The sequence below is a fragment of the Marinilactibacillus sp. 15R genome, from assembly GCF_001895285.1.
In the GTDB taxonomy this organism is placed as follows: domain Bacteria; phylum Bacillota; class Bacilli; order Lactobacillales; family Carnobacteriaceae_A; genus Marinilactibacillus; species Marinilactibacillus piezotolerans.
In genome coordinates this window covers 2,486,117-2,508,571 of the sequence record NZ_CP017761.1, presented here as the reverse complement: position 1 = coordinate 2,508,571, position 22,455 = coordinate 2,486,117, and the positions used below count along the sequence as shown (strand labels likewise).

Genomic DNA, 22,455 nt, shown 5'->3' with positions numbered 1-22,455 from the left:
ATCAATTCCTTTTTTATTTATTTTTTTAAATATATTTTGCAGTCAGCTCTAAATACTCATCAATATCAGCGTGGACCATATCGATTGCAGATTGCCAGAAATCAGGTTGCGTTAAGTCGACATTCAAGTGCTTTTGTGCTAATGCTTCCGTAGTCATACTAGCTGTGTCACGAAGCAAAGCAATATATTTTTCTTCGAAACCTGATCCTTCTTCAAGCGAACGAGCATAAATCCCTAAACTGAACAAGAACCCAAAAGTATAAGGAAAATTGTAAAAGGGTACACCCGTGTTATAAAAATGCAGTTTGCTTGCCCAGAATGTCGGGTGATAAGTAGATAATGAATCCTGATAAGCTTCTTTTTGAGCATCGACCATTAGCTCTGATAAGCGATCATCTGTCACGATTCCGTTCTTGCGTTCCTCATAAAAAGCTGTTTCGAATAGATATCGAGAATGAATATTCATAAACATTGTTGCTGCACGAGCATTTTTGCTGTCTAATAGATTGATTTTTTCCGCTTCAGATGAAGCTTCGCGAACAGTTGCATCTGAGATGACTAATTCTGCAAAGGTTGATGCCGTTTCAGCCACATTCATTGCATAGCGGCGATTCATAACAGGTAAGTCTCTCATGACATAGCTATGGAAAGCATGCCCCAATTCATGTGCTAAAGTGGAAACATTACCTGCTGAACCAGAAAATGTCATGAAAATTCGCGATTGTTCTGATTCGGGAAGATTGGCACAATATCCTCCAGGACGTTTTCCATCACGATATTCTGCTTCGATCCAGCTATCTTCAAAAGCAGTTTTAGCCAGCTTTTGCATCTGATTACTAAAAGAAGAGAAGTTTTCCATTATAAATTCAGCTGCTTCGTCATATGAATAGTGACGAGGCTCGAAATCTCCTACAGAAACAGGCGCTGTAACATCTACCCATGATAACTTTTCTATACCCATCAATTGGGCTTTACGGTTCAAATATTCTACCACTTTAGGTTTATTTTTGGTAATGGTATCCCACATTATATCCAGTGTCTCTTTTTTTAGACGATTATATTCTAAAGGACGAGCCATGAAATCTTCTGTACCATGCAATTTATAATTTTCTAAGCGAAAACCTGCAAGATGATTGAGCGTATCTGCAAATAAAGAAGATTTACTTGCCCATGCAAGTTCCCACTTTTCAAGCATTTTCTGACGAGTTTCAGGATCTTTAGCTGATCCCATAAGATTGGCAGCTTGTCCTGCAGAATAAGAATTAACTTTTCCATCTTTATTCTCAAAATCAACTTGGACAGTTGCAACTAATGAATTATATAAATCACCCCAACCTTTGAATCCATCGTTAGTTAAAGCATTTATGACAGCTTCTTCATTTTGTGACAGCAGCTTTTTCCCTTGTTCTCTTTGTTCATTTAAAGGAAAGGCACTAGCATTAAAAGGTTCGATTTCTAATAAATCTGCCCAGTCAGCGTCATCAATTCCTACGTATTTTTTTGTAAGTACTGTGGTGCTATTACTTAAACTACTGTATAAAGTACTTAATTCATTAGTTAGTTTAGCAGCATTTTTGTCTCTAACATTGGCAGATAAAAGTCCTCGAGAAAAGGTCATAGCTTCTGAAAGACTATTTCCGATTTTTTCGCTTAAATTTAGAACTTCTTTTAAATGGTTATAATTTAAACGATCTACCTCAGGATCCCAAAGCTCAACAGTTTGATGAAATTGCTCGATCTGTTCTTTTAGAGTTTCGATCTTTGTACGTAATTCGGATGATTGACTTCCCCCTGTAAAAACTGAATCCATATCCCAATTAAGTTGATAACTCATAATATAACTCCCTCTCATATAAATTGTATACTTCTTTATTCTACAAGTTTTTCCTTTTCATATCCATATACATAAGCTAGAATATGTATATTCGATAGAAAGTAGGGTATCAAAAATGCGGAAAACTCATGAATGGAAAGATACAATATTTATTTTATTAGCATTTTGTATAATGATCTTATTATATTTTAGTTCTAGCATGTCTTATCAGGATCAGAATGTTCAGCCCTTTTTAGAGAGAATCTTATCAGGAGAACCGCTTAAAGGTCTACTGGAAGTGGTCAGATTTTCATACGCCGGTAATGAAGTCAGTATACAAGCATCTGGTTATGCAGGCTTTGTAGAATTCTTTATCCGTAAAGCAGCCCATTTTGGATCTTTCTTTTTGCTGGGTGTATTCTGGTTTTTAGGGCTGAAAAATAAAAGCAGCAGTTATATATTAGCTGCTTTATTAGCTTTGTTACTAGCTGCTGGATATGCCGGGTTTGATGAACTCAGACAATCGTTTAATCCAAATCGTACAGCTTTAATGGAAGACGTATACCTGGATTCATTAGGAGCGATGACGGGAATTGCCATCTCTTGGTTAATGAGCACAAGAGGGTCGAATAAGAAAAGTAACCGCAGAAAACTGAAGTTTAGATAAATAACAGATATAGAAAATGGAAGCGTTCAACAGGTGTTTGAACAAAATAAAAATTTTGCTATAATAAGATAGGTTCCAAGTCTGTTTGAAAATGTAAATAGGAAAGTAGGAATAAAGATGGCAGGACATTCGAAGTGGAAAAACATCCAACACCGTAAAGGTGCACAAGATGCCAAACGTGGAAAGATTTTCCAGAAACTATCAAAAGAAATTTATAAAGCAGCTAAAGACGGAGGTGGAGATCCCGAAACCAACGCAGCGCTTCGTTTAGCAGTAGATAAAGCAAAAGCAAACAACATGCCTAATGATAATGTAGATCGTGCAATTAAACGCGCCACAGATGCTGGTCAAGGAGATAACTTTGTTGAAGTCATGTATGAAGGGTATGGACCTAATGGGATTGCTGTTTTAGTAGAAGGTCTGACGGATAATTTGAATCGAACCAGTACAAATGTCAAAGTTGCCTTCAATAAAAATGGTGGATCATTAGGGGAAAAAGGCTCAGTGAACTATATGTTTGATCGTAGAGGTTATATTGCGATTGACAGAGAAGGTCTGGACGTAGACGAAGATACAATGTTGATGAGTGTACTAGAAGCTGGTGGAGAAGAATTAGAGACTTCAGATGAAGTATTTGAGATTTATACCGAGCCTCAAGATTTTACAGATGTACGAGATGCATTGACAGCAGCTGGCTACACATTAGATCAGGCAGAGTTAACTATGGTTCCACAAACGACTGTAGCAGTTCCAGAAGATAAAATCCAAACATTTGAAAACATGATTGATGCATTGGAAGACGATGATGATGTTAGTGAAGTTTACCATAACGCAGAGATTTAAGATAAAATCCAAATTATACGAACTACTGAAGGATGACATTTTGTCATCCTTTTTTTTATGAAATGAACTTCTCGAAATTTGAACAGTATATATAGATGAGAAGATAATTCTCAAACAGCAATATCAGAATTAAATACCTTATAAGTAAAAAGGAGGATAAAAGAAAAATGGAAATTGAATTATTTGCGAAACATTTAATTACACTAGCAGATTCATATGATACCAGTGATATTCATATCTTACCGGAAGAAAAGCACTATTCTGCTTACTTTAGACTATATGGAAGAATGGAGAAACAATTCTTCTTGGATATGGAAGAAGGAAAGAGGCTCATATCTTATTTTAAATTTATATCGAATATGGATGTAGGAGAACGAAGAAAACCGCAAAGCGGATCTTTATCGTATGAATTGAATAATAAATTTATTGATTTAAGATTTTCAACAATCACTAACTATCATGCGAAAGAATCATTAGTCATTCGTTTGCTGCAGGAAAAAAAGCGAACAGATCTGTATAAAAGTTCCTTCTTTAAATATGAACTTGAGCAACTGCAGACGCTGATGACTTTCAAAAGTGGCTTGATCGTTTTTTCAGGACCAGTTGATTCGGGTAAGACGACTACAATTTATCAATTAGTCAAAAACAGAATTTCAGATGACAAACAGCAGGTAGTCACAGTTGAAGATCCCGTAGAAATTCATGAAGAGCAGTTTCTGCAGACGGAAGTTAATGAAAAAGCAGGAATCACTTACGAGCATTTACTTAAATCAAGTCTTAGACATCATCCTGACGTCTTGATCGTCGGCGAAATCAGAGATGAAGAAACAGCGAAAATGGTCATTAGAGGCGCTTTAACAGGACATTTGATTATTGCATCAGTGCATGCCAAAAATGTTCAAGGAGTGGTTTCAAGGTTGATGGAATTGGGAATCTCAATTGAATTATTACAACAAACAATCATTGGAATTACTTTCCAGAAATTGCTTCCGATTTATTGCCCGCTTTGTGTTAAAAATTGTAGTCCCTATTGTACACATCTTTTTCAGAAACAAAAAAGAGCAGCATTATATGAAGTAAGGTCTGGAGAAAATTTGAAAATTCTGTTTGATCCTTCTTTTAAATTAAATCTGAGTGAAAAATTATCAGCAAACAGAGAGTTTAATCATTTATTAAGAAAGGTGCAAATGTATGGGTATATTTCAGAAAAAACTTACCAGCAATACTATATACCGTAGCCAAAAGGAAACCAGAGAACAAGGATTGTTTTTGAAGCGAATGGGAACATTACTCTTGGAAGGATTTTCGCTTAAAGAAGCACTCCGTTTCTTGTTAACGATCACAGACAGTAAGCAGGTGAAATGGGTAAAAGTAATTGAACAGAACGTAAATACAGGCAATTCATTGTTCCAGGGGTTGAGGGACGTTGGATTCAGTGACTTGATATGCACGCAAATCTATCTGTCTACGATACATGGGAAATTTTCTGAAACAATTTTTAAGGCTGGTGAGCAAATGATTGAATCAGCAAAAAGAAAGAAAAAAATACAATCGATTATCCAATATCCAATAATGCTCCTTATATTTATTGTGATTATGCTCTTTTCTATGCGTTATATTTTGCTTCCTCATATTAAAAGAATAGCTTCTCCAGAAGAAGCATCCCTAGGAGCAGGAACAAGATTGATTGTAGGTATCGTCGAGACTGCTCCTTATTGGATGCTTGGAACTGTCTTATTAATGACAGTAACATTTTTTGTACTCTCTATAATTACAAAGAAAAAATCAGCTATTGAAAAACTGAAATTCTATAGTAAAAATAGGCTGATACGTTCATACCTGCAACTATATTGGACAAGGTTTTTCACTCTTGAGTGGAGTCAGCTACTTAAAACTAACTGTACATTGATTCAAATTGTTCACTTGATGCAGGAAGATAAATCTTCAGTCCTATTTCGTGAAGTTGGTAGGTTAATTGAACATAAAATGAGAAAAGGATACTCGTTTAAAGAAGCGATTTCTTCCCTCGATTTTTTGAAGCCGGAAGTCGAGGAGATTATAATGCATGGAGAATTAACTGGAAGGATGGGAATTGAGCTAATGCTTTATTCTTCAGATTGTGAAGCAGAATTAAATCAAAAAATTGAAAGTATGATGGAACGTATTCAGCCGATCGTTTTTATATTTGTTGCGCTTATGATCATTGCAATTTATGCAGCACTGTTACTGCCTACGTTTTCAATAATGGAAGGACTGTAGAAAATGATAAAACAATTGAAAAATAAAGTACAAAACACACTAAAAGAAGAAAGTGCTTTCACCTTGATAGAAATGACTTTGGTCCTTTTCATTATTTCAGTATTGCTGCTGCTGATTATTCCAAATATCGGATCATATCAAGGGACAGCTCAAGATACAGGAAACAGTGCATTAGAAACTGTTGTTCAGACACAAATGGATCTTTACGAAATGGAAAAACACGCTGCTCCGGATACTTTAGAAGATCTTCATGGGGATGGATTTTTAAGCGAATCTCAATATAGCGAAGTGAAAAAATTGTTTACTATCGATTCTAATGGGAATCTAGTCAAATTGAATGGAGAATAATGGATTGATAAAGAAATTGCAAGAACAGAATGGATTTACTTTGATAGAATCATTAATTGTTTTAAGCCTAGTTGGTATATTCTTGCTCATACCCGTTATCCCATTTAATAAAATGGAAGCGGATATAGAAAATTCTTTGTTTTTTGAAGAACTACAGTCGAGTATAACACTTCTGCAGAATGAGTCAGTATTGAATGACGAATGGACAGAAATCGAAATGCGCCCGAATGCTCGTGAAATAGTTTTTAGAGTAATTGGAAAGCGAAACCATATACTTAATCGGTCTATAGCGTTACCTGATACAATAGAAATTTTAGGAGGTTCTAAAGTGTATAGATTTTTATCAGAGTCAGGAAATCAAGGGAATTTAAATAAGACAAGGTTTCAAGTAGGAGATAAATTTTACACACTCAGTTTTAAATTAGGAAGTGGACGATTTGAACTATCGGAAGAAAAATGATTTTTTAACTATTCAAGACGGTTTTATATTGTTAGAAAGTCTGGTGAGTTTGAGTTTACTGACTTTTATTTTGATGTTTTCTATTCCACTGACAGTAAATCTGATTTCTTATTTAGAAATGCAGAGAATTGAAGTTGAGATTGATCGGGCTTTATACGATTCATCAAGAGTTTGGCAGCGAAGAAACTCCTTTTCAGAATCTCATGAATCTTATAACCAAAGTTTAGACATTATAGAAACTGAAAATGCAATTACAGTGGAGGGGAACCAAGGTGCAGAAAAAAGACTGGAAGTCATATCTGTCAGTTGGAATGAATGATAGTGGATTCACGTTACTGGAGACAATGGTTGCTATAAGTCTAATGAGCCTTGCAATATTACTGCTATCCACTTTTACTGAACAGTCATCCAGAATACAAAAGGATATTAAGTCAGACAGGCAGATTGAGTGGCATCTTTTCCTGAATCAACTTGAATATGATTTAAGAGATAGCAAACTGATTTCTATTAGTTCAGAGAGATTTGTAGTTGAACGACCAAATAAAGAAGATGAAATCGAAAAAATTTCCTATGAAAGATACTATAAACTGCTTAGAAGAAAAGTTGGAAATGAAGGACATCAACCTGTTTTGACCAGGTTGAGAGAAATCCACATGAAAAGTAAAGAAGATCAGCTATGGATAGCTGCTACTTTTCAAGATGGAGAATCATATACTGCTAGTCTGTTGTTGCCGCTAAAAGAAGAGGAGCAGTTTAGTGATGGAAAATGAAAAAGGAAGTATTCTGATATCGACTTTATTATTTGTCTCGGTATCCGCTGTTCTTATAGTAGGTATTGCTAAGGTTGTAAGTACGCAAACAACTCAATTAAAACAAATACAATATAGTTATGAAGCTAGAAGTATGATTTCTATGACAGAGACAATTTTATTTGAAGAGCTCAAACAGAATCTGGAATTAAAAAATGGAAAGGTAATGTTTAATAATGGAGAAGTAAAAATTACGAAACAATCAGACAAGATTTTTTTGCTAAAAGCATCATTAGACGATGGGTATGCTGTAAGTAAAGAGTGTAGTATAAATACAGAATAGAAAAATGCATAATGACAAAATACAACAATATTTTGAAGAGATTTACTTGATCATTGATCTGGTTGATCTCTTCAATACATAGGTGACGTTTATTCATAGCAATAAAACTTATTCAAATCTGTAAAATATTCAAATCTTTAATTTGAAATTTATACTGAAAATATGATAACCGTATAGGGAATGCATAGTTACGTTTCTTTTTTTTCAATGGTTTGTTATAATGAAGAATGTAAAGACAACTCTTACTATCCACTATATTTATCCATTTTTATAGTGAAGATAATGGATGAATAGAAACGGATAGTCCATGCTGATATGGAAAAGAGATAATTAATTAGATAGGGTGTTTAGATGTCACGAGTAAAAAATATACAAAGAAAACTGAATGAAAAACAGATTGATGCTCTGCTTGTTACCAGTAGTTATAATCTGGAATATGCTTCAGGCTTCACCGGGACAACAGGATTGAGTGTGATTACGGCGGATAAAGCACTATTTGTGACTGATTTTCGTTATACTGAACAAGCTGCTAAACAGGCGGTAGGATTTGAAATCATACAAAATACAGGTTCGATATATGATGAAGTTGCTCAAATCATTAAGGATGAAAATATTACTAAATTAGGTTTTGAAGAAAATCATGTAACATATGCTACTTATCAGTCAGTGAAAGAATTGTTTGACTGTACGCTTGTCCCAGTGAGCACGCTCATTGAGGAATTAAGAGAAATTAAAGATAGAGATGAAATAGATTTGATTCAAAAAGCCATTAATATTACCGAAGCGGCTTTTGAGCATATATTATCTTATATCAAACCTGGAATGACTGAGATTAAAGTTGCAAATGAACTTGATTTTTTCATGCGCGAAAAAGGCGCTACTGGTGTATCTTTTGATACAATCGTAGCCAGTGGTGTTCGTTCTGCTATGCCTCATGGTGTTGCAAGTGATAAAGTGATTGAAGCAGGAGATATGATCACAATCGATTTCGGCTGCTATTATAAAGGCTATGTATCTGATATGACTCGTACATTCGCACTAGGAGATCCTGGTGAGGAATTAAAAAAAATCCATCAAATCGTTTTAGAAGCAAACCAAAAAGTTACAGAGGCTGCTAAAGCTGGAGTAACTGGAGCTTATCTAGATAATATTGCAAGAAGTTACATTACTGAACAAGGCTATGGAGATGCATTTGGACATTCAACTGGTCATGGTATTGGACTTGAAGTACACGAAGGACCTGGTATTAATTTTAAGAATGACCAACCTTTAGTAGTTGGGAATGTAATTACTAACGAACCTGGTATTTATATCCCGGGATTAGGTGGAGTCAGGATAGAAGATGATCTTTTGATTACTGAAGAAGGTAACCTTAATTTAATGAAGTCATCTAAGGAATTGATTATTTTATAAACGACTATTCTTTCAATAAATCTTAAAATAAAGTAATATACTTTATCGGTGTATTAAAGCATTATTGCCAGAATCATGGTACAATAATCATATATATATTAAAGAAATTCATATAAAAAGTGGTATTAAAACCAATTTAAAATGCAAGTAATGATAAGAACCCCCTAGGAGGAAACATAAATAATGATTTCAACAAATGAATTTAAAACAGGACTAACCATCCAATATGATGATAATATCTGGAGAGTAATTGAATTTCAACACGTAAAGCCAGGTAAAGGAGCAGCTTTCGTTCGCTCTAAACTAAAAAACTTACGTACTGGTGCTGTACAAGATAAGACTTTTCGCGCTGGTGAAAAAATGGAAGCAGCACATATAGAAAATAAAACAATGCAATATTTGTATGATAATGCCGGAAGTCATGTGTTTATGGATTCCGAAACATATGAACAACTTGAAATTCCTCAAGAACAGATTACGGATGCTTTAAAATATATGAAAGAAAATATGCTTGTGGATATCATGATGTTTGGAAATGAAGTATTAGGAGTGGAATTACCTACTAAAGTAGAACTTAAAGTAGTAGAAACTGAACCGGGCATTCGCGGAGATACTACTTCAGGTGGATCTAAACCGGCGACTCTTGAAACTGGAGCAGTTGTAACTGTGCCTTTGTTTGTAAATAAAGATGATGTATTAATCATTAATACGTCAGAAGGAACATATGTCTCACGTGCTTAGTTGAATTGATATTAAATGATAAATAAAGAAGGAGGAATAAAAGTGGTAGAACAAACGCATATTACTAAACATAATATCAACCCTTATGGCGAAATTGAAGTTGCTCCCGAAGTGCTGGAAGTTATTTCTGGTATAGCAGCTAATGAAGTTGACGGCGTATACGCTATGCAAGGTAGGTTCACAACAGAATTTAAATCAATATTTGGAAAAACAAGTCATAATAAAGGTGTTCATCTTGTTTCTAACGAAGAAGGATTAAAAGTAGAAGTTTATTGTTACTTTAAGTACGGCGTTAACGTACCCAAAGTGGCGCTTGATATTCAACAACGCATTAGAGAACAAGTATATCATATGACAGAAATTGAGCTGTCAGAAATCAATATTCATATTGTAGGAATTGTCCCTGAAAAATCAAATCTCCAAGAACTATTTGAATTGGAATCGGAAGAAGATGAGGAAAAGTGAGAACGGTTAGGCGTGTGATTCGGGAAAAAGCCTTTCAGTCTCTTTTCCAGTTGTCCACAGATATTGATTGTACATTTGAGGAAGTAATTCAGTACTCTTTAGAAAGTGAACTGGATATGAAAAAAGAATTCAGTTTAGAAGAAGCAATGAAGCAGGTATTACCACAAGATAAAAACGGAAATCAGATCGTTAAGGATGCATTGGATTATCTATCTATACTCGTCTCTGGTGTTAAAGAAAATGAAAGTGTAATAGATGAAACAATCACTAAGCATTTGAAAAGCTGGACACTGTCTAGACTAGAAAGAACTAATTTACTGATTTTAAGATTAGCTGCTTATGAATTGTTGTACCAAAAAGAGATAGATAAACGTGTTGTAATGAATGAAGCAATTGAGTTAACGAAAGATTTTAACGATCAGAAAGCCAGCAAATTTGTTAATGGAGTACTTCAAAGCATTGTTGATACGCAATCTTAATACTATTTTCTAATTAAAAAAGTAGTGACTCCAAAATGTACACATCAACTTAACTTCTAAAGTTTACGGCTATGTCTTAGTGGAAGATATAAAGACAGTCAAAATTAAGAGGGAAGAAAAAGGAGTGCAGTGAGCTATAAGCATTCCTTTTTCTTTGCTCTATTTCTTTTTTGAAAAATAGAAACGTATAGAGAGGAGGATAATAGATTGAACGAACAGTACCTGACGATTTCGCAATTAACCAAATATGTAAAAAGGAAATTTGATAACGATCCCTATATGGAAAGAGTTTTTTTAACTGGTGAAATTTCTAATTTTAATCGTAATCGTAAAAATAGTCATCAATATTTTAGTTTGAAAGATGAACAGGCAAAAATATCAGCGGTGATGTTTTATGGAGATTTTAAAAAGCTGAAATTCCAGCCTGAAGAAGGTATGAGTGTATTGGTAATTGGCAGGGTTTCGGTTTACGAAAGAACAGGATCATACCAAATTTATATTGAACATATGGAACCTGACGGAATAGGTGCTTTATATCAGGCTTATGAAGAATCTAAAAAGAGACTTTCAGCAGAAGGTGTTTTTGATCAATCACGTAAACAAAGTCTTCCAAGGTTTCCAAAACGAATAGGTGTGATCACAAGTCGAAGCGGTGCGGTAATTAGAGATATTATTACTACAGTTAATAGAAGATTTCCCTCTGTTCAACTTGTTTTATTTCCTACGTTAGTACAAGGAGAAAAAGCCGCTGGATCTATCGCTGAGAATATTCAAGCCGCAGATGCAAAAAACAATTTAGATATTCTGATAGTAGCTAGAGGCGGTGGCTCTTTTGAAGACTTATGGCCATTTAACGAAGAAGTTGTAGTTAGAGCCATAGAAGCTGCGAATACACCAGTTATTTCATCAGTAGGACATGAAACGGATACGACTTTATCTGATTTAGCAGCTGATGTTAGAGCTGCTACGCCGACTGCAGCTGCCGAACTAGCAGTTCCTGTCTTATCAGACGAGCTAATAAAGATAGAACAGCAAGAACATCGTTTGTTTAGATCTTATAAAAATCAGATTTCAGCACTAAAAGAAAGATTAGAAAGAATAGAACGGTCTTATATTTTTAGACAGCCGCAACGGCTTTATGAAGGGTACAGCCAGAATGTAGACCAACTACAACAACAATTGATCCAAGTTATGAAAGAAAAAATTCTACTATTAAATCAAGATAGTAATTTATTAACTCAAAGATTAAAGGCTCTTGATCCAACTCAATCAATTGAACTATATAAACGAAATGTGGAGCAGTTGGAAAAACAACTCCTTAGAGCACAAAAGCAAATTGTTCAGCAATCTGATAAACAGTTGACCTATTACATTCAATCTTTAGAGCATCTATCTCCATTGAAAATTTTAGGGCGAGGTTATTCATATGTAAGAAAAGATAATCAAGTAATTAAAACTACAAAGTCTTTATCAGTTTCTGATAAAATTTCAGTACAGATGTCAGAAGGATCATTTACAGCAGAAATTACCGATATAGAAGAATAAAATTAATTTTTTGAAAGTGAGGATCAGTATGGAAAAAGAAGTGAACTTTGATACAGCTTTAAAGCAATTAGAAGAAATTGTTTCTAAATTAGAACAAGGAGATGTTCCTTTGGAAGAAGCGTTAGATCAATTTCAAGAAGGGATCAAGTTAAGCAGACAATGTAAAAAAACCTTGCTAGCCGCTGAAGAAACGATGACAAAGATTATCAATGAAAATGGTGAAGAAGAACCATTTGAAGAAGATCTAAATAATCAAGAAAAATAGGAGTGAATAAATGAAGTTTCAAGAATTTTATCAAAATGAATTTGATGGTTTTGAAGAATACGGTCTTAATCTAATAGCACCTAAAAGCGGAACGGTCATTGAAGAAGCTATGTCTTATTCACTTACAGCAGGAGGAAAGAGACTTCGTCCCATGCTGCTTCTTGCAGTTATTAAAGCCTATGGAAAAGATCTGGTTCAAGGTTATCCTGCAGCAGCAGCATTAGAATATATCCATACTTATTCATTGATACATGATGATCTTCCAGCAATGGATAATGATGATTTACGCAGAGGTAAACCGACTAGTCATATTAAATATTCAGATTCAACGGCGATTCTAGCTGGTGATGCATTGTTGACGAAAGCTTTTGAACTGATCACTATTGGAAATCTTTCTGCTGAAAAAAAAGTAACGTTAATCAGAGAGCTAGCAATCTGTTCTGGTTATGAAGGAATGATTGGTGGTCAGCAAGCAGATATAGATGGAGAAAATAATAGCTTGACTATTGATGTATTAGAAGCGATTCATGCACGAAAAACAGGGGAATTATTACGCTTTTCTATGTTTGCCGGTGGTGTAATTGCAGATGCGGATCAGGAATCATTAACTTTATTAGAAGACGTAGCGAGAAAGATTGGAGTTGCTTATCAGATTAGAGACGATTTATTAGATGTTGTAGGTGACGCTGAAGAACTGGGGAAAGCAACCGGAGCTGATAATAAATTAGGAAAGAGTACTTATCCTGCTTTACTGGGACTGGAACCAGCCTTTGAAAAATTAAACTCAGAATTAGAGAGAGCCAAAGAAAATGTCAGTAAAATCAGTGAAAAAGTTCCTTCTTTCGATGAAGAAATACTCTTGACATTTATTGATTCTTTGTCAATTACTAATGATAGATGAAATAAATTAAAAGTGAGTGTTTCTGATTGAAAGGAGAAGTATCTTTGAAAAAGCAACGAGCTGACAAATTATTAATCCAGCAAGGATGGGTAGAAGATAGCGAAAAAGCTAAAAGAGTAATTATGTCTGGAAAGGTCTATACTCGTGAGGAAGTACAAGTGCTCACTGCAGGAGAAAAATTGCCTCTTTTTACTGAACTTTATATTAAAGGAAAACAGTTAAAATATGTTAGTCGTGGTGGGTTGAAGTTAGAAAAAGCAATTGATCTTTATGAATTAGACTTATCAGGTAAAATAGGGTTAGATATTGGTTCTTCAACCGGTGGATTTACAGATGCCGCATTGCAGAATGGAGCTAAACAGATCTATGCGGTAGATGTGGGAACCAATCAGTTAGCATGGAAATTGAGAAATGATGAGCGTGTTATCGTAATGGAACAGACTAATTTCAGACATAGCAAACTAGAAGATTTTATTGAAGGACGGCCGCAGTTTGCAACAATAGATGTCTCTTTCATTTCCCTGAAACTCATATTACCAGTCTTGAGACCAATCATAGAAGCTGAAGGTGAAGTTATAGCGTTAATCAAACCTCAGTTTGAAGCGTTTAAAGAAGAGGTTGGAAAAAATGGAATTATAACAGATAGTGCGGTCCATAAGCGGGTGTTGGGAGATATACTTTCATTCGTATATCAGCATGAATATACATTATCTGGATTGACAATTTCCCCTATTACAGGAGGTAAAGGAAATATTGAATTTTTAGCATATTTAAAAAATATCAAATCCAAAACTGATTTAAATACAGATGTAATTGAAAAGGTTTTAAATAGCGAAGAATATAGTTTGAAAAAAAATTAGATGGGTAATCGTAATTTTTTTAATCAGTTCAGAAAATAATATTGATTGATCAACTTATCACTTTTATCTGTGAGAGTTCTAGAGTATACTATAAAATAAGTGTATGTATAAATATACTCTATATGTATGCATAAACTGAAAAATCTTATTAAAAAAATATAGCCCATACTTTCTAACAATTATTGATTTAGTGTACTAGTACTTAGAGTAGGAGTGATAATAGTGAAAAAAAAGGAACGACATCATTTACTAAAACAATTAGTTCAACAAGAGACAATTCAAAAGCAAGAAGATTTTGTTGATATTTTACTTGAACGGGGAATTGAAGTAACTCAAGCAACGATCTCTCGCGATATTAAAGAGATGCAGTTGATTAAAGTTCCTTCTCAATCGGGAGGATATCAATACAGCTTACCTCCAGAAATGAATTTTAATATATCAAAAAAATTATCTAGATTAATGAAAGATGCTTTCGTATCAATTGATACACAAAAAGAATTTGTTATTATAAAAACATTACCTGGAAATGCTTTTGCATTAGGAACCTTAATTGAAACGGCGAATTATGAAGAAATATTTGGCTGTATATCTGGAGATAATTCAGTACTCATTATTTGTCGGTCAGAAGACCAGGCAGATACATTCCAAAGAAGAATGATTTCATTTGTATAAATCAACCAAAATGTCTATTCAATTTTAGAGTGGGAGGGTTTGCTTTGCTGCAAGCATTGCATATTCAGAATTTTGCTATTATTCAAGAATTATCATTAGACTTCAGCCAGGGAATGACCGTATTGACTGGCGAAACCGGTGCAGGTAAATCAATTATAATTGATGCAGTCGGATTGCTTGCCGGCGGAAGAGGTTCTACAGAATTTGTAAGATATGGTACAAAAAAATGTTTATTAGAAGGTCACTTCTCTTTAAATGAAAATCAGGAAGTTATGAAGTTGCTGGATGAACATGCGATCGATTCAGATGATGAAGTCATCATGATCCAGAGGGAAATTTTTGCTACAGGTAGAAATGTGTGCCGAATTAATGGAACCATTGTAACCATCGCTGTTCTGAAAGAAATTGGAACCGCATTGATTGATATACATGGTCAGAATGAGCATCAGGAACTGATGGTACCGGAAAGCCATATTGAATTGCTTGATCAATACGGCGATAAAAAATTGGCAAATGCAAAGAAACGTTATAAAGAACTTTACAAAGAATATAAAGCTGTAAAAAAAGAACAAAATGAATGGCAGTATAATGAACAAGAATTGGCTCAGAGACTTGATATATTAAAGTTTCAAGTAGATGAAATAGGGGAAGCACAGCTTGAGGATCATGAGGAAGAAACCTTAAAAGAAGAAGAGCAAAAGCTTTCAAATCATCAATCAATAGTTGAAGCTCTTTCATCTAGTTACAATGCACTCCAAGGAGAAGAAATTAGTGGGTTGGATCTCGTTGGACAGGCAATGGATAGTTTGTCTTCGATAGAAGGAATGGATGATAAATTTAAACAAATCTCTGATACAGTTTCGGCTGCCTTTTTTCAGATTCAAGAAGCTTCAAGTGATATTTATAATGAAATGGATAATTTGGAATACGACGAAGAACGCTTAAATGATATTGAGACAAGGTTGAATCTTATTCAGCAACTCAAACGGAAATACGGACAGTCGATTGAAGAAATCAAAGCCTTCTATGACAAAGCGGTAGCCGAACTAGAAAAAATAGAAAACCGCGAAGGCCAGATGGATCATTTAAATAAGAAGATAAAAGATTTAGAAGCTAAATTGTTGAAAGAGGCTTACGAGTTATCTAAATACAGAAGACAAGCAGCAAAAAGATTAGAAAAAGCTATACATGAGCAATTAAAAGAATTATTTATGGATAAAGTTGTTTTTTCAGTAAATTTCAGTAAAGAAATGAAAGAATTTATAATCAGAGATGCTCATGAAAATGGTATGGATAAAGTAGAATTCTATGTAGTGACTAACCCGGGAGAACCTTTAAAACCTTTGGTAAAAGTTGCCTCTGGTGGAGAATTATCGAGAATGATGCTAGCAATGAAAACAATTTTCTCTAAAGAGCAGGGAATGACAAGTATTATTTTTGACGAAGTGGATACGGGTGTAAGTGGTAGAGTTGCTCAGGCAATAGCAGATAAAATATATTCTGTAGCACAATATTCTCAAGTATTATGTATTACTCATTTGCCCCAAGTAGCTGCGATGGCAGATCAGCATCTTTACATCAGTAAAGTAATAGTGGACGAAAGAACTAGTACACACGTTGAAAAACTAAGTGAGGGCAGTAAAGTTGAAGAAGTGGCTCGTATGCTTGCGGGAAGCGAGATTACAAAGTTAACGATTGACACTGCTAAGGAGCTTTTAATATTAGCTTCTAAGAAAAAAGCAGATAAATACTAATAAAAAATAGAAAAAGTCATGGAAAAATATCCATGACTTAACTTTACATTATAGCGCCTAATAGGGATGCTATGGCTGGAACAGCCATAGTGATGACCATTGCCCAGATAATGATTTTAGTAATGACGTTTGATTTTTTATTTTTATCGTTTTTTGCCACGAGTCTACACCAGCTTTCTTATTGATGGTTATTATTCGTTATTAGTGTAAGCAAAATGAGCTTTTTTTTCAAGAGTGTAGAAGATTGTTTTAAAAATGTTCAAAGTTTGATACTATAAAGCTAAGCAATAAAAGTATTATGCGCGATCAGTCGTTTTAATATTGATGAGGGTGTATACTTTAATCATAACGTTGGGAATTTGATCAGATAGATTGAGTAGATTCGAATAAAGGCATAACTTTTGTTCTGTGTTCTGACTGTACTTAGTCTTCAAGATCATCCTGAGAGGAGAGTTAAATAATTTGAGTAAACAACAAGTCGGCGTAGTCGGTATGGCAGTAATGGGGAAAAACCTTGCTTTAAATATTGAAAGTCGCGGATACAGTGTATCCATCTATAATCGTACTGGATCAAAAACAGATGCAGTAATCGCTGAAAATCCAGGTAAGAATTTAGTCGCAACACATGAGTTAAAAGAATTCGTTGATTCATTAGAGAAACCTCGTAGAATCTTGTTAATGGTTCAAGCAGGTAAAGGAACAGATGCCGTTATCCAACAACTTCTTCCTTTCTTAGACAAAGGAGATATCCTTGTAGATGGAGGAAATACGTTCTACAAAGATACAATTCGTCGTAGTGAAGAATTAGCAGAATCAGGAATTAACTTTATTGGAACTGGTGTATCTGGCGGAGAAGAAGGCGCACTAAAAGGTCCTGCAATCATGCCGGGTGGACAAAAAGAAGCGTATGACTTAATCGCTCCTATTTTAGAGAAAATCGCTGCTAAAGCACCTGCAGACGGTGAACCATGTGTAACATACATCGGCCCTAATGGTGCTGGACATTATGTAAAAATGGTTCATAACGGTATCGAGTATGGAGACATGCAGTTGATTGCTGAAGCCTATCATTTGCTTCGTGATGTTGCAGAATTAACCAATGAAGAAACAGCTGAAGTCTTCCGTGAATGGAATACGACTGAACTAGATAGTTTCTTAATTGAAATCACTGCAGATGCGTTAACTAAAAAAGACCCAGAAACTGGTCAGCCAATGGTCGATGTTATTCTGGATCGTGCAGGTAATAAAGGTACAGGTAAATGGACTTCTCAAAGTGCCTTAGATTTAGGGGTGCCATTACCATTGATTACAGAATCGGTATTTGCTCGTTATATTTCAGCATTAAAAGAGGAACGTGTGGCTGCAAGTAAAATCTTGCCTCATCCAGAAAAGAAAGCATACGATGGAGACAAAAAAGAGTTAGTAGAAAAAATCCGTCAAGCACTGTACTTTAGTAAAATCATGAGTTATGCTCAAGGATTTGCACAAATGGGTACAGCTTCAAGAGAATATGGATGGGATCTGAAATATGGAGAAATCGCTAAGATTTTCCGCGCAGGATGTATTATCCGCGCAGGATTCCTGCAAAAAATTACAGAAGCTTATGACAGAACACCAGAATTGAAAAACTTAGTACTAGATGAATACTTCATGGATATTACTAAGAATTATCAACAAGCCGTTCGTGATCTTGTTGGAGTAGCTGTTCAATCTGGAGTACCTGTACCAGCATTTTCTTCTGCTATTGCATACTACGACTCTTATCGTACAGAAAACTTACCTGCTAATATCATTCAAGCTCAGCGTGACTACTTCGGAGCGCACACTTATGAACGCACTGATAAAGAAGGAACGTTCCACTTTGACTGGTATGGAGATAATGGACAAGAGCAATGGGATTAATTCTTTTTATTTAAATTAGGCTGTAAGGCTAAACGAAAATGAAAAAATGTGGGATCCACTTTTTTGGATCTCGCATTTTTTGTGCGCAAAGATAAAAATATTTAATAAAGTCAGATATGAGAATAAAATTAGAAAAAATTGCAAGCTTGCATTTTTTCTATCTGTAAACTATGTTAAACTAGTTATGTATAGATGGGCAGATAAGTCCATAGACATATTCTTATCTTTTTTTAATATATCTAAAAAAAAACAAATAAACAAAGTCATTACTAAAAATTAAAAGATAGCTAGGAGCTGAAGAAATGGGTAAAATTTTAATAATTGAAGATGAAAAAAACCTTGCTCGTTTTGTTGAATTAGAGTTGAATCATGAAGGATTTGAGACTGAAGTTCGTTTTAATGGACGTGCGGGTCTTGAAGCAGCGATTGATGAGAATGAAGAGTGGGATATTGTGTTACTCGATTTAATGTTGCCGGAATTGAATGGGATTGATGTTGCTCGTCGTATTCGTCAAGTAAGTAATGTACCCATTATCATGATGACAGCAAGAGATTCTGTAATTGATCGTGTTTCAGGATTTGACCATGGTGCAGATGACTATGTTGTCAAACCTTTCGCAATTGAAGAGTTATTAGCAAGAATGCGCGCATTACTTAGACGTATTGAAATCGAAACAGAAGAAAATGCTAATAGACAAACAACTGTAACGTATAAAGATTTAACTGTTGAAAAAGAAAATAGAGTTGTACGTCGCGGAGAAGATGTAATTGAATTGACTAAACGTGAATATGAATTATTAGTTGAGTTAATGGAAAATGTCAATGTTGTATTATCCAGAGAAGTACTCCTCAACAAAGTATGGGGATATGAAACAGAAGTGGAAACTAACGTAGTTGATGTTTATATTCGTTATTTAAGAAATAAAATTGATGTTCCAAATCGAGAAAGTTACATTCAGACTGTACGTGGCACAGGGTATGTGATGCGCACGTGAATCGGTCATCAGCTGTAGAAAATACAATTAACCAGAAAAAAAGAATTTCACTAAGATGGAAATGGACAACTGGTGCAGCTATCGCAATATTTTTAACATATACGATTTTTTCTACAGTCTTGTATGTTACTTTTCAACAGATTATGCTGGAAAATGAAGAAGACTCACTGAGAGAAACGGTTCAAAGCTTATCGGATCGCTTTGGACAACAATATTATGCTTTGACAGAAGAATCAGTGGCCGAAACTCTTGAGCTTCGTCAGTTGCGGCTTCTACCGTCGTATTCTGAACAAACTGATCCTGAAACAACTGAAGAAAGTATATTATCAACTACCCCTTTGAGTACTAGTCATGGGGGTATGTTTATACGAGTATATGATCCTGATGGTGAATTATTATATGAATCATCAACAGTTGAAGCATCGTTTGAACGAACAGATAAAATGAGAATAGATACAATCGATGGACCTAACGGAGAAGCGTTCTCAGCTCGTACGCCTATTTTTTCTTATCTGAATAATGAACATATAGGATATTTGCAAGTAGTCAATACACTTGAATCGTATCACAGATTATCCAACAGTATTTTAATGGCTATTCTAGTTACAGGTTTAATCGCATTAATGTTTAGTGCCATTATTGGGTATATTATTGCTCGTAGATTTTTACAACCCATTAGAAAAATTACTGATGCTATGAAAACAATCGAAAGAGAACCTGAGTCTCTTGATAGGATTGATGTTGGGGATGGACAAGATGAATTAACAGATCTTGCAAACGCCTATAACAGCATGTTGAATCGAATGCAGAGAAATATTGAACACCAGAAGCAGTTTGTAGAAGACGTTTCACATGAATTGAGAACCCCTGTTGCTGTAGTAGAAGGGCACTTGAAATTGCTGAATCGTTGGGGAAAAGATGATCCAACAGTGCTGGAAGAATCTCTAGATGCTTCGCTGCAAGAAATTGGAAGAATGAAAAGTTTAGTTCAAGAAATGCTTGACCTTTCCAGAGCAGAACAAGTTGAGATCCATTATAAAAATGAACAGACACCAGTACGTCAGATTATCAATGCAACATATAATAATATCAAGTTAGTTCATCCGGATTTCACTTTTATTTTAGATGATGACTTGAGAAAAGAAGTATACGTTAATATTTATCGAAATCATTTAGAACAGATCCTTATTATTTTACTAGATAATGCAGTAAAATACTCCACAGATAGAAAAGAGGTACACATATCAGTATCGCTGGATGATAGAAATGTTCAGATTGCCATTCAAGATTATGGTGAGGGCATGTCGGAAGAAGACACTGAGAAAATTTTTAATCGTTTCTATCGCATTGATAAAGCTAGAAGTCGATATAAAGGTGGAAATGGATTGGGACTTTCCATTGCAAAACAATTACTTGAAGGATATAAGGGAAAGATCTGGGCTGAAAGTGTATTAAATCATGGTTCTATTTTTAGAATCATTTTACCGATTTTGAAAACCACTAATGAAAAAAGTACATTAGAAAAAGAGTCACAAGCTGAGGAATAACCTCACTTGTGACTCTTTTATTTGTCATCTCTTTTGTTTGCCTTGATTTCTTTTATTTTTACTTTCAAATGGACTTGCGTTTTTCTTATTTCGGTTTGATGAAGAAGCATTTTGACTATTATCTACTACTTTTTCTGCTTCTTTACGTGGTTTACGTTTGCGTTCTACTACTTGTACTTCACCATGTTTTTCTTTCAATTCTGCTTGAACTTTAGGCTTGTAATAAAAAGTTGTAATTACAGATTGCGCGATGGCTACGAAACCACCGACGAGCCAATAGAGTGTTAAACCAGCAGGGCTTGAGAAGGATATGAACAACAGCATGATCGGATTCATTAGCATCATAGTGTTAGACTGTTTTCTTTGATCTTCAGGCATCCCTAAAAGCATGACTCTTGACTGGATATAGTAGACAGCCCCGGTTGCGAGAGCAAGTAATATACTACGCTCGCCTAATCCTATCCCAAGAAAAGAAGCATTTTGAATACTTTCAGACATCCTGATGGCTTGGAACATCGCTGTAAAGACTGGCATCTGAATGAGTAAAGGTAAGCATCCGAGACCGCCCAGCATATTGACATTGTTTTCTCGATAAAGTGACATTAATTCAGCGTTCAGTTCTTGTTTTTCCTTGGGATCAGTTACTGATTTCAATTCAGCTTGAATCTCATCAGCCGCTGGTTTTATGACGGACATCTTAACTTGTTGTTCCATAGTAGCTCGTTGTTGACGAATACTTAGGGGTAAAATCAATATCCTTACGATAATAGTAATAGCAATAATGGCTAAACCATAACTGCCGAATATACCATGTAACAATTCAATAAACTGCTGAGTAGGTAATACCAGATAGTCATATAAGAATTGAGAGATTGATCCAGCAGGTTTGCCAGAGTCATCAATACGAATACAACCAGCCATGAATAACATTAAAGATAACATTCCGCCGGAAAGTATCCATTTTTTTGTTCTAGTTTTCAATTTAATTCAATCCTTTGATTAGTTAGTGAGGTGCTAAAACGCCAATTCTCACTATACCTTATAAAGCTGAATAATTCAATTAGACTGAGAAAAATTCGATTTTTCTTCAATGTTTTTATCAAATTTGACTACAACCTTGTCAACTTGAGCTGCTGGGCTTGGTCCTTTACTCAAGGCTTCAATAAATTGATCAATTTGTTCAGGGGTTCCTACGGCTTCTGAATAAACTGACCCATCGTTTTCATTTCTGACAATTCCTGTCACTCCAATCTCATCGGCTGTCTGTTTAGTAGTGAAACGAAAACCTACACCTTGTACAGTTCCGTAGATTTTAACAGACACTTTAACTTTATCAAGGTTTTCATCTCTTTCGTTAATGTATTCAACCTCAGCAGCTTCGGCATTTTTTTGCCTTTTTTTTAAAAAACCATCAAAAATTGATCCCATTTTTCT

The 22,455-nt window shown here is 34.9% G+C and carries 25 protein-coding genes; 22 read left to right on the top strand and 3 right to left on the bottom strand.

Annotation, left to right across the window (positions count from 1 at the left end; genetic code table 11):
- Positions 1 to 25: 25 nt before the first annotated feature.
- Positions 26 to 1,834 carry a M3 family oligoendopeptidase gene (locus BKP56_RS12315; RefSeq protein ID WP_072695447.1) on the bottom strand — a complete coding sequence of 603 codons (1,809 nt, stop codon included), beginning with the start codon at positions 1,832 to 1,834 and terminating at the stop codon, positions 26 to 28.
- 115 nt (positions 1,835 to 1,949) lie between these two features.
- Between BKP56_RS12315 and BKP56_RS12310 the strand changes: the two genes are divergently transcribed.
- From BKP56_RS12310 to BKP56_RS12205, 22 genes are all read left to right on the top strand, one after another.
- On the top strand, positions 1,950 to 2,480 hold the full coding sequence (locus tag BKP56_RS12310; RefSeq protein ID WP_072695445.1) for a VanZ family protein: 531 nt from the start codon (positions 1,950 to 1,952) through the stop codon (positions 2,478 to 2,480).
- Between the two features lie 117 nt (positions 2,481 to 2,597).
- A complete protein-coding gene (locus BKP56_RS12305; protein WP_072695443.1) occupies positions 2,598 to 3,323 on the top strand; it encodes a YebC/PmpR family DNA-binding transcriptional regulator in 726 nt (241 codons plus the stop codon).
- 167 nt (positions 3,324 to 3,490) lie between these two features.
- Positions 3,491 to 4,561: a competence type IV pilus ATPase ComGA gene (comGA, locus tag BKP56_RS12300; RefSeq protein ID WP_072695441.1), complete on the top strand. Its 1,071-nt coding sequence runs from the start codon at positions 3,491 to 3,493 to the stop codon at positions 4,559 to 4,561.
- Positions 4,515 to 5,582: a competence type IV pilus assembly protein ComGB gene (comGB, locus tag BKP56_RS12295; protein WP_072695439.1), complete on the top strand. Its 1,068-nt coding sequence runs from the start codon at positions 4,515 to 4,517 to the stop codon at positions 5,580 to 5,582. The genes comGA and comGB overlap by 47 nt, the downstream gene beginning before the upstream one ends.
- A 3-nt stretch (positions 5,583 to 5,585) precedes the next feature.
- Positions 5,586 to 5,930, top strand: coding sequence for a competence type IV pilus major pilin ComGC (gene comGC / locus BKP56_RS12290; RefSeq protein WP_083540575.1), 345 nt, complete (start codon positions 5,586 to 5,588; stop codon positions 5,928 to 5,930).
- Positions 5,931 to 5,934: 4 nt separating this feature from the next.
- On the top strand, positions 5,935 to 6,390 hold the full coding sequence (gene comGD, locus BKP56_RS12285) for a competence type IV pilus minor pilin ComGD (RefSeq protein ID WP_177206295.1): 456 nt from the start codon (positions 5,935 to 5,937) through the stop codon (positions 6,388 to 6,390).
- Entirely contained in the window at positions 6,368 to 6,709 is a 342-nt protein-coding gene (locus tag BKP56_RS12280) for a hypothetical protein (protein ID WP_072695435.1), read from the top strand. The genes comGD and BKP56_RS12280 overlap by 23 nt, the downstream gene beginning before the upstream one ends.
- Entirely contained in the window at positions 6,663 to 7,160 is a 498-nt protein-coding gene (comGF, locus tag BKP56_RS12275) for a competence type IV pilus minor pilin ComGF (protein WP_072695433.1), read from the top strand. Before BKP56_RS12280 ends, comGF begins: the two co-directional genes overlap by 47 nt.
- Positions 7,150 to 7,482 carry a hypothetical protein gene (locus BKP56_RS12270; RefSeq protein ID WP_072695431.1) on the top strand — a complete coding sequence of 111 codons (333 nt, stop codon included), beginning with the start codon at positions 7,150 to 7,152 and terminating at the stop codon, positions 7,480 to 7,482. The genes comGF and BKP56_RS12270 overlap by 11 nt, the downstream gene beginning before the upstream one ends.
- Positions 7,483 to 7,833: 351 nt before the next feature.
- On the top strand, positions 7,834 to 8,895 hold the full coding sequence (locus BKP56_RS12265; protein WP_072695429.1) for a M24 family metallopeptidase: 1,062 nt from the start codon (positions 7,834 to 7,836) through the stop codon (positions 8,893 to 8,895).
- Positions 8,896 to 9,078: 183 nt separating this feature from the next.
- Positions 9,079 to 9,636, top strand: coding sequence for an elongation factor P (gene efp, locus BKP56_RS12260; RefSeq protein WP_072695427.1), 558 nt, complete (start codon positions 9,079 to 9,081; stop codon positions 9,634 to 9,636).
- 42 nt (positions 9,637 to 9,678) lie between these two features.
- The gene (locus BKP56_RS12255) at positions 9,679 to 10,101 is read left to right on the top strand and encodes an Asp23/Gls24 family envelope stress response protein (protein WP_072695425.1); all 423 of its coding nucleotides are present in this window, start codon (positions 9,679 to 9,681) and stop codon (positions 10,099 to 10,101) included.
- Positions 10,098 to 10,580 carry a transcription antitermination factor NusB gene (nusB, locus tag BKP56_RS12250; protein WP_072695423.1) on the top strand — a complete coding sequence of 161 codons (483 nt, stop codon included), beginning with the start codon at positions 10,098 to 10,100 and terminating at the stop codon, positions 10,578 to 10,580. The genes BKP56_RS12255 and nusB overlap by 4 nt, the downstream gene beginning before the upstream one ends.
- Before the next feature lie 207 nt (positions 10,581 to 10,787).
- Positions 10,788 to 12,125, top strand: coding sequence for an exodeoxyribonuclease VII large subunit (gene xseA / locus BKP56_RS12245; protein ID WP_072695421.1), 1,338 nt, complete (start codon positions 10,788 to 10,790; stop codon positions 12,123 to 12,125).
- Between the two features lie 28 nt (positions 12,126 to 12,153).
- On the top strand, positions 12,154 to 12,390 hold the full coding sequence (locus BKP56_RS12240) for an exodeoxyribonuclease VII small subunit (protein WP_072695419.1): 237 nt from the start codon (positions 12,154 to 12,156) through the stop codon (positions 12,388 to 12,390).
- Positions 12,391 to 12,400: 10 nt separating this feature from the next.
- Positions 12,401 to 13,291, top strand: coding sequence for a polyprenyl synthetase family protein (locus BKP56_RS12235; protein WP_072695417.1), 891 nt, complete (start codon positions 12,401 to 12,403; stop codon positions 13,289 to 13,291).
- A 44-nt stretch (positions 13,292 to 13,335) separates the two neighbouring features.
- Complete coding sequence (locus BKP56_RS12230; RefSeq protein ID WP_083540572.1) at positions 13,336 to 14,151, top strand: TlyA family RNA methyltransferase; 816 nt, start codon at positions 13,336 to 13,338, stop codon at positions 14,149 to 14,151.
- 222 nt (positions 14,152 to 14,373) lie between these two features.
- On the top strand, positions 14,374 to 14,823 hold the full coding sequence (gene argR, locus BKP56_RS12225) for an arginine repressor (protein WP_072695412.1): 450 nt from the start codon (positions 14,374 to 14,376) through the stop codon (positions 14,821 to 14,823).
- Between the two features lie 44 nt (positions 14,824 to 14,867).
- The gene (gene recN / locus BKP56_RS12220; protein ID WP_072695410.1) at positions 14,868 to 16,577 is read left to right on the top strand and encodes a DNA repair protein RecN; all 1,710 of its coding nucleotides are present in this window, start codon (positions 14,868 to 14,870) and stop codon (positions 16,575 to 16,577) included.
- A gap of 462 nt (positions 16,578 to 17,039) precedes the next feature.
- On the top strand, positions 17,040 to 18,479 hold the full coding sequence (gene gndA, locus BKP56_RS12215) for an NADP-dependent phosphogluconate dehydrogenase (protein WP_072695408.1): 1,440 nt from the start codon (positions 17,040 to 17,042) through the stop codon (positions 18,477 to 18,479).
- 302 nt (positions 18,480 to 18,781) lie between these two features.
- Entirely contained in the window at positions 18,782 to 19,474 is a 693-nt protein-coding gene (locus BKP56_RS12210; RefSeq protein WP_072695406.1) for a response regulator transcription factor, read from the top strand.
- Positions 19,471 to 21,021, top strand: a complete 1,551-nt coding sequence (locus tag BKP56_RS12205; RefSeq protein ID WP_072695404.1) for a HAMP domain-containing sensor histidine kinase — start codon at positions 19,471 to 19,473, stop codon at positions 21,019 to 21,021. The genes BKP56_RS12210 and BKP56_RS12205 overlap by 4 nt, the downstream gene beginning before the upstream one ends.
- 24 nt (positions 21,022 to 21,045) lie before the next feature.
- Here BKP56_RS12205 and yidC read toward each other — a convergent pair whose 3' ends face one another.
- Positions 21,046 to 22,002: a membrane protein insertase YidC gene (gene yidC, locus BKP56_RS12200; RefSeq protein ID WP_232226887.1), complete on the bottom strand. Its 957-nt coding sequence runs from the start codon at positions 22,000 to 22,002 to the stop codon at positions 21,046 to 21,048.
- 75 nt (positions 22,003 to 22,077) lie between these two features.
- Positions 22,078 to 22,449 carry an acylphosphatase gene (locus tag BKP56_RS12195; RefSeq protein ID WP_083540571.1) on the bottom strand — a complete coding sequence of 124 codons (372 nt, stop codon included), beginning with the start codon at positions 22,447 to 22,449 and terminating at the stop codon, positions 22,078 to 22,080.
- Positions 22,450 to 22,455: the final 6 nt, after the last annotated feature.

Excerpts from the sequence above, each read along its gene's own strand:
- BKP56_RS12240 (WP_072695419.1), top strand. The coding sequence starts at position 12,154 with ATGGAAAAAGAAGTGAACTTTGATACAGCTTTAAAGCAATTAGAAGAA.
- BKP56_RS12195 (WP_083540571.1), bottom strand. The coding sequence starts at position 22,449 with ATGGGATCAATTTTTGATGGTTTTTTAAAAAAAAGGCAAAAAAATGCC.
- comGB (WP_072695439.1), top strand. The coding sequence starts at position 4,515 with ATGGGTATATTTCAGAAAAAACTTACCAGCAATACTATATACCGTAGC.
- comGC (WP_083540575.1), top strand. The coding sequence starts at position 5,586 with ATGATAAAACAATTGAAAAATAAAGTACAAAACACACTAAAAGAAGAA.
- BKP56_RS12235 (WP_072695417.1), top strand. The coding sequence starts at position 12,401 with ATGAAGTTTCAAGAATTTTATCAAAATGAATTTGATGGTTTTGAAGAA.
- BKP56_RS12310 (WP_072695445.1), top strand. The coding sequence starts at position 1,950 with ATGCGGAAAACTCATGAATGGAAAGATACAATATTTATTTTATTAGCA.
- BKP56_RS12210 (WP_072695406.1), top strand. The coding sequence starts at position 18,782 with ATGGGTAAAATTTTAATAATTGAAGATGAAAAAAACCTTGCTCGTTTT.
- BKP56_RS12270 (WP_072695431.1), top strand. The coding sequence starts at position 7,150 with ATGGAAAATGAAAAAGGAAGTATTCTGATATCGACTTTATTATTTGTC.
- BKP56_RS12315 (WP_072695447.1), bottom strand. The coding sequence starts at position 1,834 with ATGAGTTATCAACTTAATTGGGATATGGATTCAGTTTTTACAGGGGGA.
- BKP56_RS12305 (WP_072695443.1), top strand. The coding sequence starts at position 2,598 with ATGGCAGGACATTCGAAGTGGAAAAACATCCAACACCGTAAAGGTGCA.
- comGA (WP_072695441.1), top strand. The coding sequence starts at position 3,491 with ATGGAAATTGAATTATTTGCGAAACATTTAATTACACTAGCAGATTCA.
- BKP56_RS12265 (WP_072695429.1), top strand. The coding sequence starts at position 7,834 with ATGTCACGAGTAAAAAATATACAAAGAAAACTGAATGAAAAACAGATT.
- efp (WP_072695427.1), top strand. The coding sequence starts at position 9,079 with ATGATTTCAACAAATGAATTTAAAACAGGACTAACCATCCAATATGAT.